The following is a 14319-nucleotide window of genomic DNA, read 5'->3' as shown; positions in this document are numbered from 1 at the left end:
CGATCCTGGCCGTGGAAGGGGCGAACGAGGAGACGCCCCATGCCCCGCATCGACCGTCGCGCCTTCGCCCTTGGCCTGACCGCCGCCTTCGCCACCCCGGCCGTGGCGCGGAGCCAGGACCGTTTCGCCGCCGCCGCCCGGTACTCGGCCGAGGCGAACGGCGTGTCCCTGCTGGTTCTGGAACGCGGGCGCGAGGTGTTCCGCGACCACCCCAAGGGCCCTGAGCGACCCTATGAGCTGGCCAGCGGGACCAAGAGCTTCTGCGGCGTCCTGGCCGCCGCCCTGGTTCAGGACGGCCTGCTGAACCTCGACGAGCGCTGCGCCGACACTTTGACGGAGTGGCGCGACCAGCCGGTGAAGGCCGAAGCCACGATCCGCACCCTGCTGCAGCTGTCGTCGGGGGTCGGCGGTGGGCGGATCGGCCGGCCGTCGCCCTATGCCGAGGCGGTGGCCCAGCCGGCCGCCGGGGCCGCCGGCGTCTTCCGCTATGGACCCGCGCCGTTCCAGGCATTCGGCGAGATCGTGCGGCGCAAGCTGGTCGCCGCCGGGGACGAGGGCGATGTGCTCGCCTTCATGACGCGGCGGCTGTTCCGGCCCATGGGCATGGAGGTGGGCAGCTGGCGGCGGCAGTCGGGCCAGCCCAATCTGCCGTCGGGCGCGCAATTGACCGCGACCGCCTGGAGCCGGTTCGGCCAGGGGGTCGCCGACGGCGGGCGCGGGCTGGTCGATCCAACGGCGCTGGCGGCGAACTTCCAGTCGTCGCCCGTCAACCCTGGATACGGGATCACCTGGTGGCTGCTGCGCGCCGGCCTGATCCCGCCGGGCCCCAACGCGGGGATCGACCCGGGCGAGTTCCAGCGGCTGGGCGGACTGGACGTGCGCATGGCGGCCGGCGCGGGCAATCAGCGTCTGTACCTGATCCCGGAGCGGGAGCTGGTCGTCGTCCGACAGGCGGACGGCGTCGGGGCGGCGCTGATGGGACGCGGACCGGAATGGTCGGACGTCGACTTCCTGTCGCACCTGCTGGGCCTGCCCGGCGCGGGCGTCAGCCGGCCCGGGCGGCGCGGACGGCGGGATCGGCCTCGGCTTCGGCGACCAGCCAATCCCTGAACCGGGCGATCTTGCCCACCCGACGTCGCCCCTGCGGCCAGCACAGCCAGTAGGCCCAGCCCGGCACCAGCTCGACGGCCAGATCGAAGGGCTGGACCAGCAGCCCCGCCTCGATCTCGCGCGTGAACAGGATCGGGTTGGCCAGCGCCACGCCCTGATCGCCCAGGGCGGCGGCCACTTCCAGCGCCTGATAGTCGGCGCGCAGGCGCGAGGGAGTCTGGCCGTCGGCCGGCACGCCGGCGGCGCCCAGCCAGACCGCCCATTCCTTCTCCAGTCCGATGCGCGGCGCGTTCAACAGATCGCGCGGCTCGCGGATGCCGAGGCGCTGGACCAATCTGGGGCTGCACAGCGGCGTGAAGACGCTGGGCATCACCTTGACCGCCTCCACCCCCGGCCAGTCGCCGGAGCCCGAGCGGATGCCGACGTCGAACCCCTCGCGGCCCAGGTCGACGACGTGCGGCGCGGTGTCCAGCCGCACGGCCAGCTCCGGATGCGCCAGCTGGAACCCGCCCAGCCGCGGGGCCAGCCATTGCGTCGCCAGCGTCGCCAGGGTGGTGATCGACAGGATGCCGACGTCCGCCTCGGTCAGGTCCATGACGGCGCGGCGCAGCAGGGTCATCGCCTCCGTCGCCGCACGCGACAGGCGCTCGCCAGCCTCGGTGGGGCGGACCTCGCGCGGCAGGCGGTGGAACAGGCTCTGGTTCAGCCGGCCCTCCAGCGCCTTGATCTGCCAGCTGACGGCGGCCTGGGTCATGCCCAGCTCCTGCGCCGCGCGGGTGAAGCTGTTCAGCCGCGCAGCCGCCTCGAACACGCGCAGCGAAGCCAGCGGGATGGACGCGAGCGGATCAGGCATAAGCGGACCTTGTTTCGATCTCGGAGAGTCCCGTTTGTCGGGATCGACTCCTTCGCCCACTCTATCGGCATCGAAGCTCGCCGGTCAAAGGAGGTCGCGATGGAAGAGATGCACCGCTCGCATAAGGAGCCCGCGTGGGGCTGGATCGGCGCCCTGGCCGACTGGCGCCGCTCGCGCACGCGGCGTCTGTTGCGTCGCCCTTCTCCCCTTGCGGGTGGAGGGCGACGCCCGACGGGTGGCCCGGCGCAGCCGGGTCGGATGAGGGGTCTCTGAGACTTCAGGTCAGCAAGCTCCGCGTCGATGGATGGTGGGAGGGGTCCGGGAAGCCCCTCATCCGTCCCGCTTCGCGAGCCACCCGTCGGGCGTCGCCCTCCACCCGCAGGGGGAGAAGGAACACCTAGTCCCGCACCACCCTCCCCTCGGCACGGCGCAGGTGGTTGTGCGCGGCGGTGGCGGCCACGGCGGCCTCGGCCGTGGCCACGGCGATCTGGTTCAGCCCTCGGACCACGTCGCCGACCGCCCACAGCCCCGGCACGCTGGTGGCCTGGTGATCGTCCACCGCCAGCCTCCCGTCGTCGGCCCGTCGTGCGCCCAATCGCACGGCCAGGTCGACGGCGGGCGTCGTGCCCAGCGCGGAATAGACGTGATCGAACGACCGTTCCGCCCCGCTCCACGTCAGGCACGTCGCCCGGTCCTCTCGCAGACGCAGGGCCTCCACCGGCCCGACCAGCATCTCGACGCCCAGCCGTTCGGCCTCCTCCGGGAGCGGCGGCGGGCCCTCGCCGACGTGGATCAGCGTCACCCTGTCCGAATAGGTCCGCAAGAAGGCCGCCTCGCGCAGGCCCATGGCGTCGTCGCCGATCACCGCCACGGCCTTGCCGGTCGCTTCATAGCCGTCGCAGATCGGACAGATGCGGACCAGAGACCGCTCGATGGCGTCGTCCACGCCGGGGATCGGCGGCTTCCGATCGGCGACCCCCGTGGCCAGCACCACGGCGCGCGCCCGGACCTCGCGGCCGTTCAGGCGCGCGACGAGCCCGTCCGCTTCCGCTTCCAGCGCCTCAACGCGCCCGGCCTCCACGACCGCGCCGTATTCTTCGGCCTGGTCGGTCATCCGCTTCAGGATGTCTTCGCCGGTGATGCCTTGCGGGAAGCCCGGCATGTTGTGGCTGACGGGGATCCAGCAGGCGCGTGGTTTGCCCCCGTCGGCCACCAGAACCGAACGCCGGAACCGCGACAGATAGGTCGCGGCCGTCAGTCCGCCGGGGCCCGCCCCGATCACCAGGACGTCGACGCGGCTCACTCCACCGTCGCCTCATACAGGACCGGCCAGTCCTCGGCGGTCAGGCCGCGACAGTCCTCCATCCCCGCCTCGCGCGTCAGCACGAAGCCGCGCCCGGTCCAGACCCAGGTCCGCGCATGGCCGCAGTCGCCCAGGCCCCGCCCCTTGTCGAAGCTGGTCAGCAGGCCGGTCTCCGGGTCGAAGTCGCCGTTGACCGTGAACTGCGTCGGCTCGCCGGTCGCGGTGGGCAGTCCCAGGGTGCGCGCACCCGCGCCGTCCGGCCCCGCGATGAACAGCCGGGCCCCCGCGTTGTACGCGCCCCGGTAACACGGCACCTCCCACAGCAGGGCGTCCATGCCGATGCGCCAGGTCCGAGCCTTGCCGTCCGGCACGTCGACGCGGCACTCCTGAACGGCGGGCAGGGCCTCCAGTGCGGGGGGCAGGGCGCGCTCCTCGCCCGCGCCGCCGCCGGGCACGCGCAGGGCCGTCACGCGCGGGCGGGCGGGGCCTTCGGGCACGACGCCGACGGGTCGGTCGCCGCGCCGGATCAAGGCGGTCGGCGTCTCCAGCCGCCCCTGCCGCTCGTCGATCCAGAGAAAGGCCGCCGCCGCGCCGCTCAGCGAGACGGGCCGCTCGCGGTCGAAGGCGGTCACGGTCGCGCGCCGACCTTGGCCCAGCGCCCCGACGGCCGTCGCGTCCGCCGCCGTGCCCCGGCCGTCGACGGCCAGGGCGGGCGCCGCCGCGCGCTCTCCGCTGCGGAAATCCTCGGCGCCGAAGGTCACGACGGGCCGCGCGTCCGGCCCCGCCTCCATCTCGACCCTCAGCCAGGCGTCGCCCGGACCTCCGCCGGTCAGGGCGACGCAGCGGTTCGCGTTGTCGCAGACCGCGATCCAGTCCCGGAAGGTCCGCACGGCCGGCGCCGCGCCGGCCGCTGCGGTCGCCGCCGGATCCGGGGCGGGTGCGGTCGCCGGGGTCGCGGGGGAGGCGGGATCGGCCTTCTCGGACGGCTGGGCCGGAGGGCTGCAGGCGGCGAGCGCAGCGCCGGCCATCAGCGCGGCGGTGGTGGTGCGGATCATCGGGCTCCCATCAGGTCGCGGCCGGTCAGGCCTTGCGCAGTTCCTGCGGCCGATGCGCGGCGCGGGCGCCGGTCCTGCCGCTTTCGACAAGATACTCCGGATTCTCCGTCGACGCCGCGACCTTGTGGCCTTTGATCGTGGTCGGCGCCGTCAGCTTGCGCACCACCTTGCCCGTGGTCGTGCCCTGGCTGTGGTCCCACTTCACCGCGTCTCCGGCCCTGAAGGTCTTCTCGGTCATCGCGCGGTCTCCCTGGCTTCATGCTCAGCGAGCAGCCGCGCCATCAGTTCCGCGTCCAGCAACGGCGGCGCCTCGCTTTGGCCGGGATCGGACACAAAGGTGACCAAAAGCCGAGAACCAAGCGCGAAGGGCGAGCACATCGCGCGGGATCACCCAATGGAACGGGCTAGGGCGGTCAGACGCCGAAAAGAAAATAAGCGGCATCTTATCCCCACCTTATTGGCCTGTTAGATACCTGTTTTTAATGAGTTTATTTGGATAATTGCGCTGGTCATCCACAGGCGGTGCGACTACACTCCAGTCATCGATAGGAGGCAATCATGCTGGAGCTCTCGATGATCATGGCTGGCTGCGCGATCGTCACCGCAGCCGCCGCCGCTCTGCACACGATCGTCGCGGTCGCCGACTTTCACCTCAAGGCGCGTCGTCACCGCAAGCCCGACTAGGCATCAGGTTTCGTCGATGACCGCCGCGATCACGTCGTCGTTCTGCTGGCGCTCGAATAGGCTGGCCGGAACGTCGGTCTTGGTCGCCAAGCATGCCGAGATGCGATCACGGATGTAGGGCGTGAAATAAGCCCCGCCCTTGAGCTGGCCGATCTGCTTGGAGTTCAAACTCGAGCCGCCGGTCTCGAAGATCGCCCAATCCAGTCCGTTGGCCTTCAGAAAGCCAGGCAGATCGACGCAGTGCCACTCTGCGCTTTGAAAGACGTCCTCAAGCGACAGCTTGTGACCCGCACGGCTTTCGATCTTGGCCAACTCTGCTTCAAGTTCGGTCGAGTGGACCTCGCGACAGCGGGCTTCCAACGCCAACTTCACCTTGTTGCGAGTGATCTTCTTGGCGGGCTTCCTGCGCCGCAACGACGAGATCGTGTTGGGAGCCACCTTCGCGAGGTTCGACAGCTCCACATTATCGACCGTGAGATGGTCTTGAATTTCGCTAAGGTGCTTCACGTAGTGGATCGCGCCCTTTGCCATAGTCTTCCGCCCCGATAGCCTCCAAGAGGCGACGGAGCACACAAAGTCACACAATTGGGCACTTCTCAAGCCTCTCGGATCGGGTCTACGCAGTTGCCGAGCCCTGCCAAGCCGCTATACCGCCGCCATTCCCGTTCCTCGCAGAAAGGCGCCACACACATGGCCAGGATCAAGGTCCAGAACCCCATCGTCGACATCGACGGCGACGAGATGACCCGCATCATCTGGCAGATGATCAAGGACAAGCTGGTCTTCCCGTTCCTGGATCTGGAGCTGGACTACTACGACCTGGGCATGGAGCACCGCGACGCCACCGACGACCAGGTGACGATCGACGCGGCCGAGGCGATCAAGCGCCACGGCGTCGGCGTGAAATGCGCCACCATCACCCCCGACGAGGCGCGGGTGAAGGAATTCGGCCTGAAGAAGATGTGGAAGTCGCCCAACGGCACCATTCGCAACATCCTGGGCGGCGTGGTCTTCCGCGAGCCGATCATCTGCTCGAACGTGCCGCGCCTGGTGCCGGGTTGGACCCAGCCGATCGTCGTCGGCCGTCACGCCTTCGGCGACCAGTACAAGGCCACCGACTTCCTGATGCCGGGCGCCGGCACCCTGACGATGAAGTTCGTCGGCGACGACGGCCAGGTGATCGAGCACGAGGTCTACAAGTCGCCGGGCGCCGGCGTGGCCATGGGCATGTACAACCTGGACGACTCGATCACCGAGTTCGCCCGCGCCAGCTTCGCCTATGGCCTGAACCGCAACTACCCGGTCTATCTGTCGACCAAGAACACGATCCTGAAAGCCTACGACGGGCGCTTCAAGGACATCTTCCAGCAGGTGTTCGATGCGGAGTTCGCCGATCAGTTCAAGGCCAAGGGCCTGACCTATGAGCACCGCCTGATCGACGACATGGTCGCCGCGGCCATCAAGTGGTCGGGCGGCTTCGTCTGGGCCTGCAAGAACTACGACGGCGACGTGCAATCCGACGTGGTGGCCCAGGGCTTCGGCTCGCTGGGCCTGATGACCTCGGTGTTGATGACGCCGGACGGCAAGATCCTGGAGTCGGAGGCCGCCCACGGCACCGTGACCCGCCACTACCGCCAGCACCAGAAGGGCGAGGCCACGTCCACCAACTCGATCGCCTCGATCTACGCCTGGACCCGCGGCTTCAAGCACCGCGGCAAGCTGGACGGCAACCAGGAACTGATCACCTTCGCCGAGACGCTGGAACGCGTGGTCGTCGACACCGTCGAGGCCGGCCACATGACCAAGGACCTGGCCCTCCTGGTCGGCGACCAGCAGAGCTGGCTGACCACCGAAGGCTTCCTCGACAAGGTCGCCGAGAACCTGACGGTGGAGATGGCGGCGTAGTCAGCGCCATATTATCGAACTTGATGATAAGCCGATTTTCCGGCATCCATATTATCTAAATCGTTTAATATGGATGCCGGGAGCGATCGTTATTTCCCTTTCGACGAACAAGCCGTCTGAGCGAGCAGGGCGCTATGTGCGTCAGCTTGCCGGCCATCGCGCCTTCATTCCGGAGGCGCTGCCGCCGGTAGGCCTGAATCTCGCCGGACCGGTGACGGCTGCACTCAGCCGGGCAGACATTGTCTTGGGACGTTTGGACGGCGCGGTCGAGACTTTGCCTCACCCTGACCTGTTCACCGCGATGTACGTGCGACGCGAAGCGGTCCTGTCCAGTCAGATCGAGGGAACCCAAGCTTCCTTGGACGACCTCGTGGCCGCCGAGGCCCGGCTGTCGGGCGACCGACCGATGGGCGACGTCAATGAGGTCATCAACTACACCGCCGCCCTGAACTACGGCATCTCACGGCTGTCGCAACTGCCGCTGTCCGGGAGGCTTTTGCGAGAGATCCACGAGATTCTGATGCATGACGTTCGCGGCGGTCATGCGACCCCCGGGCTGTTTCGAACGACGCAGAACTGGATCGGGGCTCAGGGCGCGACCCTCGCCGATGCGATCTTCGTACCGCCCCCGCCGGAGACCGTGCCTGAGCAGATCGGGCAGTTGGAGGAATTCCTGCATGGCCCCTCCGACCTTCCTCTGCTGATCCGCATAGGGCTGGCACATGCTCAGTTCGAGACGATCCATCCGTTCGTGGACGGCAACGGGCGGCTGGGACGTCTTCTGATCAGCTTCTTGCTCTGCGAAAGAGAGGTGTTGTCGAAGCCAGTCCTCTATGTGTCGCTGACGCTGAAGAAGCGACGTCAGGAATATTACGACCGACTGCAAGCGGTTCGAGATGCGGGCCAGTGGGAAGAATGGCTGGTCTTTTTCCTGGAATGCGTGGCGGAGGCGGCTCTGGACGCGGCTCGGATGGCGAAAGCGATCCTGCTTCTGCGAGAGGATCATCGCGATGCAATCGTGCAGAACATGGGCGCACGTGCAGGCAAGGCCATCGTGCTGCTGGAACGTCTGTACCGTGATCCATACCTTGACGTGAACACTGCGGCCGGATTGCTGAAGGTTAGCTATCCCAACGCCAACGAGGTCGTCGCCGACATGGTGAACCTCGGCATCCTGCGTGAGGTGACGGGCAACGTGCGAAATCGTTGGTTCCTCTATGACGGCTACGTCGGTCTGTTCCGCGACATCTGACCGCCGTCAGCTTTGGTGGGACGACGAAGTCCTCCTGCCCGGCCAAGGTGGCGGCGGGAGGATCTTCACATGCGCCGCACCGCCCTCGTTCTCGCCGTCGCCTCGCTGGGCCTCACCGCCTGCACCACCGATCCGGAGGTGTGGAACGCCATCGCCCTGGGGCTGGATCAGGCCGCGGCCGACCTGGAGTGGGAGAACCGCAACTGCTACTGGGCTCCGCCGCCCGGCCTCCCCTATGGCGCGGCGCAGAAGACCTGTCCCGGCGACTGGAATTATGCGCCGCCGGTGATCGTGGTGACCTGCGCCCCGCGAGACCGGGACTGCGACGGCCGTCCCGACCGCCGCCGCCGTGACCGCGACGATCGGCGGCGCAACGATTAGAGCTTGGCGCCTCCGCCGGCCTCGATGATCTGACCCGTCACCCAACCGGCGTCGGGACGGGCCAGGAAGGCGACGACGGCGGCGACGTCGTCGGGCTGGCCGACGCGCTTGATGGCTTGCATGGCGTGGACGGCGTCCCGGCCATGGTCCTCGCGCACCCAAGCGCTCATGTCCGTGTCGATGGCGCCCGGCGCCACGGCGTTGACGGTGATGCCGCGCGCGCCCAGCTCGGCCGCCAGATGAGTCGTCAGCGTGTTCACCGCGCCCTTGGTCGCGGCATAGGCGGCGATGCCGTCGAAGGACGCGCGCGCCACGACCGACGACAGATTGATGATCCGCCCGCCTTCCCGCAGTCGAGTCAGGGCGCGCTGGGTCGTCAGGAACAGGCCCTTCACGTTCACGTCGAACAGGGCGTTCAGCGTCTCCTCGCGGGTGTCGGCCACGGGCTCGAAGGCCGCCACGCCGGCGTTGTTGACCAGCACGTCCAGCCCGGACAGGCCGCGCGCCGCCAAGCCGGCGTCCAACTGGTCGAACAGGGCGTCGACGCCCGCGACGGCGCTCAGGTCGCCTTGAACGGCGAAGGCTCGCCCGCCCGCCGCCTCGATCCGGGCCACGACGGCCTCGGCCTCGTTTCCGCTCCGCCCATAGTGAACCGCCACCACCGCCCCATCGGCGGCCAGGCGCAGGGCGGTCGCCCGCCCGATCCCGCGCGACGCCCCGGTCACCAGGGCGATCTTGTCTTTCAGCACGCTCATCGTCGATCTCCGTCGCCGGAAAACCCGGCCGAACGGACAGGTGGGGCATCAATCCGTCATTTCAAGAATGTGGGAATATTGAAATGACCTCATTCGTACCGCACATTGTTCCCCATGCAGCCGCTGTCGCATCCACCGGACGACGCCCTGAGCCTGGAGCGGATCTTTCATGCCCTGGGCGACCCGGCGCGCCTCACCATCTTCCGCCGCATCGCCCGCGGGGACGGCCTGGCCTGCGGGGAGGTCTGCGCCGTGATGCCTCGGTCGACCCTGTCGGTGCACACCCGCATTCTGCGTGACGCCGGGCTGATCCGATCGGAACGTCGGGGAAAGTCGGTCATCAGCCGCGTTCGCGCCGAGGCGCTGGAGGCGCGGTTTCCCGGCCTGTTGAACCTGGCGCTCACGGCGCCGGCGGTCACGTTCGACTGAACCGCGGCGGGCTCACCCGCCCCGCAGCTCCTGCTTCACCCGCTCCGCCAGCGTCTTGATGTCCAGCGGCTTGGGCAGGAAGGAGACGCCGACCTCGTCCTGCAGCAGGTCCGAGAAGTCGCTCTCGGCATAGCCGGAGATGAACATCACCGGCGCGTCGCCCAGGAAGGGCCGGGCCTTCTTCAGCAGGGCGGGGCCGTCCAGCCCAGGCATGATGACGTCGGAGATCAGCATGTCGATCGTGCCGGCGTGCTCTTCGGCCAGGATCAGCGCCTCCTCGCCGTCGGCCGCCTCGATCACGTCATAGCCGCGCTGGCGCAGCAGTTTGGCGGCGATGCCGCGTACCGCGGCCTCGTCCTCGACGAACAGGATGCGCCCGGCGCCCGACAGGTCGCGCGGGGCCTTGGCGACCTTCTCGACCACCGGCGTCTCGGCCAGCTCGGCCTCCGCCGCCTCGGGCAGGAAGATGCGGAAGGCCGCCCCGGCCCCGTCCAGATTGGTCACGGCGATATGCCCGCCCGCCTGCTCGACGATGCCATAGACGGTGGCCAGGCCCATGCCGGTGCCCTCGTTAACCGCCTTGGTGGTGAAGAAGGGCTCGAAGATCTTGTCCAGGATTTCGGGCGGCACGCCGGGCCCGGTGTCCGACACCTCGATCAGGGCCACCGCCTCGGTCGTCGGCTGGGACCAGCCCATCTGGCGCGCCTGATCGGCGGTCAGGCGGCGCGTCTTGATGGTGACCACGCCGGCGCCCGGCTCGACCACGCCGCGCATGGCGTCGCGCGCGTTGACGGCCAGGTTCATCACCGCCGTCTCCAGCTGGCTCTTGTCGGCCAGGACGACGGGCAGGTCGCGGCCGTGATCCGTCTCCAGCCGCACGTCCTCGCGCAGCAGCCGGCGCAGCAGCACCGCGAACTCGCCCACCAGCTCGCCCAGGTCCAGCCGTTCGCGCCGCACCGTCGATTTGCGCGAAAAGGCCAGCAGCTTGCGCACCAGATCGGCGGCGCGCACCGCCGTCTGGCGGATCTCGTTCAGCCCGTCATAGGAGGGATCGCCGACGGGGTGCCGTTCCAACAGGCCGCCGAGCTGCAGCTGGATGGCGGTCAGCAGATTGTTGAAGTCGTGCGCCACGCCTCCGGCCAGCTGGCCCACGGCCTGCATCTTCTGCGCCTGGGTGAGCTGCATCTCCATCGACTTCTGCGCCGTGGCGTCGAACAGCCAGACGCGGCGGCCCTCGCCCTCCGGCGCCACGTACAGGTGCAGGATGCGCTCCGGATGGGCCCGCGGCTGCAGCTCGATGGGACCGGAAGAGCCCGCCTCCAGACGCGCCCGCGCCTCGGTCACGCCGGCCGGGTCGAACAGATGGCCGAAGGCCGCGTCGCGCGCCGCCGCCGGCCCGGTCAGCTCGGCCAGGGCGGCGTTGGGGGAGGTCAGCTTGCCGGCGAACAGGTCGTCCGCCTCGATCACGGCCGAGCCGAACGGCGCGCCGGCGGCCATGGCGCGCGCCTCGCCCGTGTCGGCGCGGGCCGGCGTCGGACGCGCGGGCTCGGCGGCGGGGGCCAGCAGGGCGTCGGGCGCGGCGCGCAGCAGGAAGCGTCCTTCGCCGGCGCGGCCCCCCGCCCAACCTATGACGACCTCGATCTCCTTCGCCCCGATCGAGACGATGGCGCGCCCCTCGCCGCCGCGCTTGGCCTCGGCGAAGGCGGCGTACAGAGCCTGCCCGCCCGCGCGCGCCCTGGGCAGGGAGGTGGTCGCGCCGTTCGCCTCGGCCCAGGCGCCGTTGAAGGCCAGCACCTGCCCCGACGACCAGACCAGCGCCGCGGGCTCGGCCAAAGCGTCCAGGATTTCCACCGCCGCGTCGCCGCTGGGCCGCTGGACCGCTTCGTGGCGGCCGAAGGCGAACAGGCCGATCAGCGCCACCCCCGCCGCCGCGCAGATCAGGATCATCCCCGGCGCGCTGAACGGATCGGCCCGGAACGCCGGATAGGCCATCGCCGCCACCGCCGCGGCGGCGCCGACCGCCATCACGATCAGCAGGGGATCGAAGGCCTGACGGCGGGATGGGGTCATGGTGTGCGCGCCCGATTCGGATGGGGGAGCATACGACGAAATCGAGCCTTCTCCCCTCGGGGGAGAAGGTGGCTCGCGGAGCGAGACGGATGAGGGGGCTGGCCGCCGCTCACTCCATCTTTGGTCGATCAGTTCGCTCAACGACCCCCTCATCCGAGCGGCTCCGCCGCCCACCTTCTCCCCCGGGGGGAGAAGGGCGTTTCCGTCGCGACTGCATGACGAAGCCGATGACCTTGGCCGCCGCCTCGAAATGTTCGCGCGGGATGACCTCGTCGACCTCGACGGTGGCGTAGAGGGCGCGGGCCAGGGGCACGTTCTCGACCGTGGGCACCTTGTGCTCGGCCGCCACCTGGCGGATTCGCAGCGCCAGCGCATCCACGCCCTTGGCCACGCACACCGGCGCGGCGTCGCCCTTGTCCGGCTCATAGCGCAGGGCGACGGAATAGTGGGTCGGGTTGGTCACCACGACCGTCGCCTTGGGCACGTTCTGGATCATGCGGCGGCGGCTGCGCTGGATGCGGATCTGCTTCTGGCGCGCCTTGACGTGGGGGTCGCCCTCGGACTGCTTGAAGTCCTCCTTGACCTCCTCCTTGGTCATCCGCATCCGCTTGGCGAAGCGGAACCGCTGCCACAGGTAGTCGGCGCCCGCCGTGGCCGTCATGAACACGATCGCCGACACGGCAAGCGTCAGGCACAGATCGCGCACCAGCGGCAGGACCGCCGCCGGGGGCAGGGCGGACAGGGTCTCCAGCCCCGCGATGTGCGGCTTGATCGTCAGCCAGCAGATGAAGCCCAGCACGATCAGCTTCAGGAAGGTCTTGAGGAACTGCACCAGCCCGTCGGGCCCGAAGATGCGGTGAAACCCGCTGAGGGGGCTCAGCTTCTTGAAGTCGGGCTTCAGCTTCTCGCCGGAGAACACGATCCCGCCCGACTGGGCGACGTTTCCCCCGACTCCGCCGATCAGCACCGCCAGCGCCAGCGCTCCCATGAAGGGCGCGGCGGTCCACAGCGCCCGCGCCCCGATCTCGACCCCCGCCCCGGCGTCCAGCGCGCCGGTCATGCGGTGCGGCGAGGCGATGAAGGGCAGAAGGTCCCCCGCCATCTGCGACGCGAAGCCGCCGCCCAGCGTCAGCAGCACCGCCACCGCGCCCAGCAGCGACAGGGTCGAGCCGACGTCGGGACTTCGGGCGACGTCGCCCTTCTTGCGGGCTTCCGCAAGTTTTCGTGGGGTGGCGTCTTCGGTCTTCGACTCGGGATCCGGCGTGTCAGCCACCGGCGCCTCCCGTGACGAAGACCTGGGCCAGGGCGCGGTAGCGGTCGATGAAGACCGTGCCCAGCGTCCCCAGCGACAGGGCGAAGATGGCCAGGCCGCCGAGGATGCTCAGCGGCGCGGTGGCGAAGAACACCTGGAACTGCGGCATGATCCGGCCGATCAGGCCCGACCCCAGGTTCAGGATCAGCGAGAAGACCAGGATCGGCCCGGCCAGCTGCACCCCCAGCAGGAAGCTCTCGCCCAGCGTCCGCACCGCCAGGGTGGTGAAGTCGGTCGCGATCAGCGGCTGCACCGGCGCGATCAGCCGATAGCTGCCGACCAGTCCGGCGATGAACAGGTGGTGGGTGTCGGTGGCGAAGATCAGCGTCACCCCCATGACCGTCAGGAAGGCGGCGATGGTCGATCCCGGCTGGGCCTGCAGAGGATTGGCCGTCTGGGCGAAGCTGAGCGTGGTCTGCAGCGACACCACCTCGCCCGCCGTGGCCAGCGCCGTCATGAAGGCCCGCAGCACCGCCCCGATCGCCAGCCCGACCAGCACCTCCCGGATGATCCAGCCGACGGTCGCGCCCAGGCTGTCGGGCAGGGGGGGCAGATAGGCCGTCAGCACCGGCCACAGCGCCAGCGTCATCACCAGCGCCAGCGACAGGCGGATGCGCGGCGGCACATAGCTTTCACCGATGCCGGGCAGCAGCAGCAGCACGGCGCCCAGCCGCGCGAAGATCAGCGCCGCGGCCCACACCTCGTCCGCGGCGGCGAAGGCGTTCACCTACATGCCCGCGATGCGCGCCGCGATCGTCCGCATGAAGCCGCCCAAGAGCCCGCCCATCAGCGGCAGGAACAGCAGCAGGGACACGAAGATGGCCAGGATCTTGGGCGCATAGACCAGGGTCTGCTCCTGGATCTGCGTCAGCGCCTGGAACAGGCCGATGCACACGCCGACCACCAGCGCCACGATCAGCGCCGGCGCGCACAGCTGGATCGTCAGCCACAGGGCGTCGCGCCCCACGTCCAGAACTTCCGCCCCGCTCATCGCTCACTCCGCACGCACCGAACCGGGCAGAAACTGCCGCCTGCATGGTTAATGCGGGGTTAGGAGGTGGCCGATGGGGCCAATCAGGACACCTGCTTCTGTGTCGCCCGGCCGTGACACACAAGGCAGCCCATCACCGAACCGTGAGTTGAAAACTCGAAAGCATGCTCGATTGTGCGAGTCTACATCGGAGATGACGAGATGCCTTGTGCCAATGAC

General features: G+C 69.1%; 16 protein-coding genes. 6 read left to right on the top strand and 10 right to left on the bottom strand.

The window, feature by feature from the left end; genetic code table 11:
• Nucleotides 1-39 precede the first annotated feature (39 nt).
• Complete coding sequence (locus tag VGN45_RS12120; protein ID WP_327462798.1) at nt 40-1110, top strand: serine hydrolase domain-containing protein; 1071 nt, start codon at nt 40-42, stop codon at nt 1108-1110.
• On the opposite strand, the gene VGN45_RS12115 is transcribed toward VGN45_RS12120, so the two are convergent.
• From VGN45_RS12115 to VGN45_RS12100, 4 genes are all read right to left on the bottom strand, one after another.
• Nucleotides 1046-1963, bottom strand: coding sequence for a LysR substrate-binding domain-containing protein (locus tag VGN45_RS12115; protein WP_327462796.1), 918 nt, complete (start codon nt 1961-1963; stop codon nt 1046-1048). The two genes, VGN45_RS12120 and VGN45_RS12115, sit on opposite strands and share 65 nt — an antisense overlap.
• A gap of 397 nt (nt 1964-2360) precedes the next feature.
• Complete coding sequence (locus VGN45_RS12110) at nt 2361-3266, bottom strand: NAD(P)/FAD-dependent oxidoreductase (RefSeq protein ID WP_327462794.1); 906 nt, start codon at nt 3264-3266, stop codon at nt 2361-2363.
• The gene (locus tag VGN45_RS12105) at nt 3263-4321 is read right to left on the bottom strand and encodes a DUF1176 domain-containing protein (protein ID WP_327462792.1); all 1059 of its coding nucleotides are present in this window, start codon (nt 4319-4321) and stop codon (nt 3263-3265) included. The genes VGN45_RS12110 and VGN45_RS12105 overlap by 4 nt, the downstream gene beginning before the upstream one ends.
• Before the next feature lie 25 nt (nt 4322-4346).
• Nucleotides 4347-4559: a DUF2945 domain-containing protein gene (locus VGN45_RS12100; RefSeq protein ID WP_327462790.1), complete on the bottom strand. Its 213-nt coding sequence runs from the start codon at nt 4557-4559 to the stop codon at nt 4347-4349.
• Between the two features lie 320 nt (nt 4560-4879).
• Between VGN45_RS12100 and VGN45_RS12095 the strand changes: the two genes are divergently transcribed.
• Entirely contained in the window at nt 4880-5005 is a 126-nt protein-coding gene (locus VGN45_RS12095) for a hypothetical protein (protein WP_327462788.1), read from the top strand.
• A gap of 3 nt (nt 5006-5008) precedes the next feature.
• Here VGN45_RS12095 and VGN45_RS12090 read toward each other — a convergent pair whose 3' ends face one another.
• On the bottom strand, nt 5009-5536 hold the full coding sequence (locus VGN45_RS12090; protein WP_327462786.1) for a hypothetical protein: 528 nt from the start codon (nt 5534-5536) through the stop codon (nt 5009-5011).
• Nucleotides 5537-5695: 159 nt separating this feature from the next.
• Here VGN45_RS12090 and VGN45_RS12085 point away from each other — a divergent pair, with 159 nt between their 5' ends.
• The 3 genes from VGN45_RS12085 (at nt 5696) to VGN45_RS12075 (ending at nt 8543) form a co-directional block, all read left to right on the top strand.
• The gene (locus VGN45_RS12085; RefSeq protein ID WP_327462784.1) at nt 5696-6910 is read left to right on the top strand and encodes an NADP-dependent isocitrate dehydrogenase; all 1215 of its coding nucleotides are present in this window, start codon (nt 5696-5698) and stop codon (nt 6908-6910) included.
• A 73-nt stretch (nt 6911-6983) separates the two neighbouring features.
• Complete coding sequence (locus VGN45_RS12080; protein WP_327462782.1) at nt 6984-8162, top strand: Fic family protein; 1179 nt, start codon at nt 6984-6986, stop codon at nt 8160-8162.
• A gap of 69 nt (nt 8163-8231) precedes the next feature.
• Nucleotides 8232-8543: a hypothetical protein gene (locus VGN45_RS12075; RefSeq protein ID WP_327462780.1), complete on the top strand. Its 312-nt coding sequence runs from the start codon at nt 8232-8234 to the stop codon at nt 8541-8543.
• On the opposite strand, the gene VGN45_RS12070 is transcribed toward VGN45_RS12075, so the two are convergent.
• Nucleotides 8540-9298 carry an SDR family oxidoreductase gene (locus tag VGN45_RS12070; protein WP_327462778.1) on the bottom strand — a complete coding sequence of 253 codons (759 nt, stop codon included), beginning with the start codon at nt 9296-9298 and terminating at the stop codon, nt 8540-8542. The two genes, VGN45_RS12075 and VGN45_RS12070, sit on opposite strands and share 4 nt — an antisense overlap.
• Nucleotides 9299-9412: 114 nt before the next feature.
• Between VGN45_RS12070 and VGN45_RS12065 the strand changes: the two genes are divergently transcribed.
• Complete coding sequence (locus VGN45_RS12065; RefSeq protein ID WP_327462776.1) at nt 9413-9727, top strand: metalloregulator ArsR/SmtB family transcription factor; 315 nt, start codon at nt 9413-9415, stop codon at nt 9725-9727.
• Nucleotides 9728-9739: 12 nt separating this feature from the next.
• Here the strand turns inward: VGN45_RS12065 and cckA are convergent, their stop codons facing one another.
• The 4 genes from cckA to fliQ form a co-directional block, all read right to left on the bottom strand.
• Complete coding sequence (gene cckA, locus VGN45_RS12060; protein WP_327462774.1) at nt 9740-11797, bottom strand: cell cycle histidine kinase CckA; 2058 nt, start codon at nt 11795-11797, stop codon at nt 9740-9742.
• Nucleotides 11798-11906: 109 nt separating this feature from the next.
• Nucleotides 11907-13070 carry a flagellar biosynthesis protein FlhB gene (gene flhB / locus VGN45_RS12055; RefSeq protein WP_327462772.1) on the bottom strand — a complete coding sequence of 388 codons (1164 nt, stop codon included), beginning with the start codon at nt 13068-13070 and terminating at the stop codon, nt 11907-11909.
• On the bottom strand, nt 13063-13836 hold the full coding sequence (fliR, locus tag VGN45_RS12050; RefSeq protein ID WP_327462770.1) for a flagellar biosynthetic protein FliR: 774 nt from the start codon (nt 13834-13836) through the stop codon (nt 13063-13065). The genes flhB and fliR overlap by 8 nt, the downstream gene beginning before the upstream one ends.
• Nucleotides 13837-14100, bottom strand: a complete 264-nt coding sequence (gene fliQ / locus VGN45_RS12045; RefSeq protein ID WP_327462768.1) for a flagellar biosynthesis protein FliQ — start codon at nt 14098-14100, stop codon at nt 13837-13839.
• Nucleotides 14101-14319: the final 219 nt, after the last annotated feature.

Origin of the sequence: Brevundimonas sp., from assembly GCF_035999125.1 — a bacterium.
Classification (GTDB): domain Bacteria; phylum Pseudomonadota; class Alphaproteobacteria; order Caulobacterales; family Caulobacteraceae; genus Brevundimonas.
This window is presented reverse-complemented; position numbering and strand designations above follow the sequence as displayed.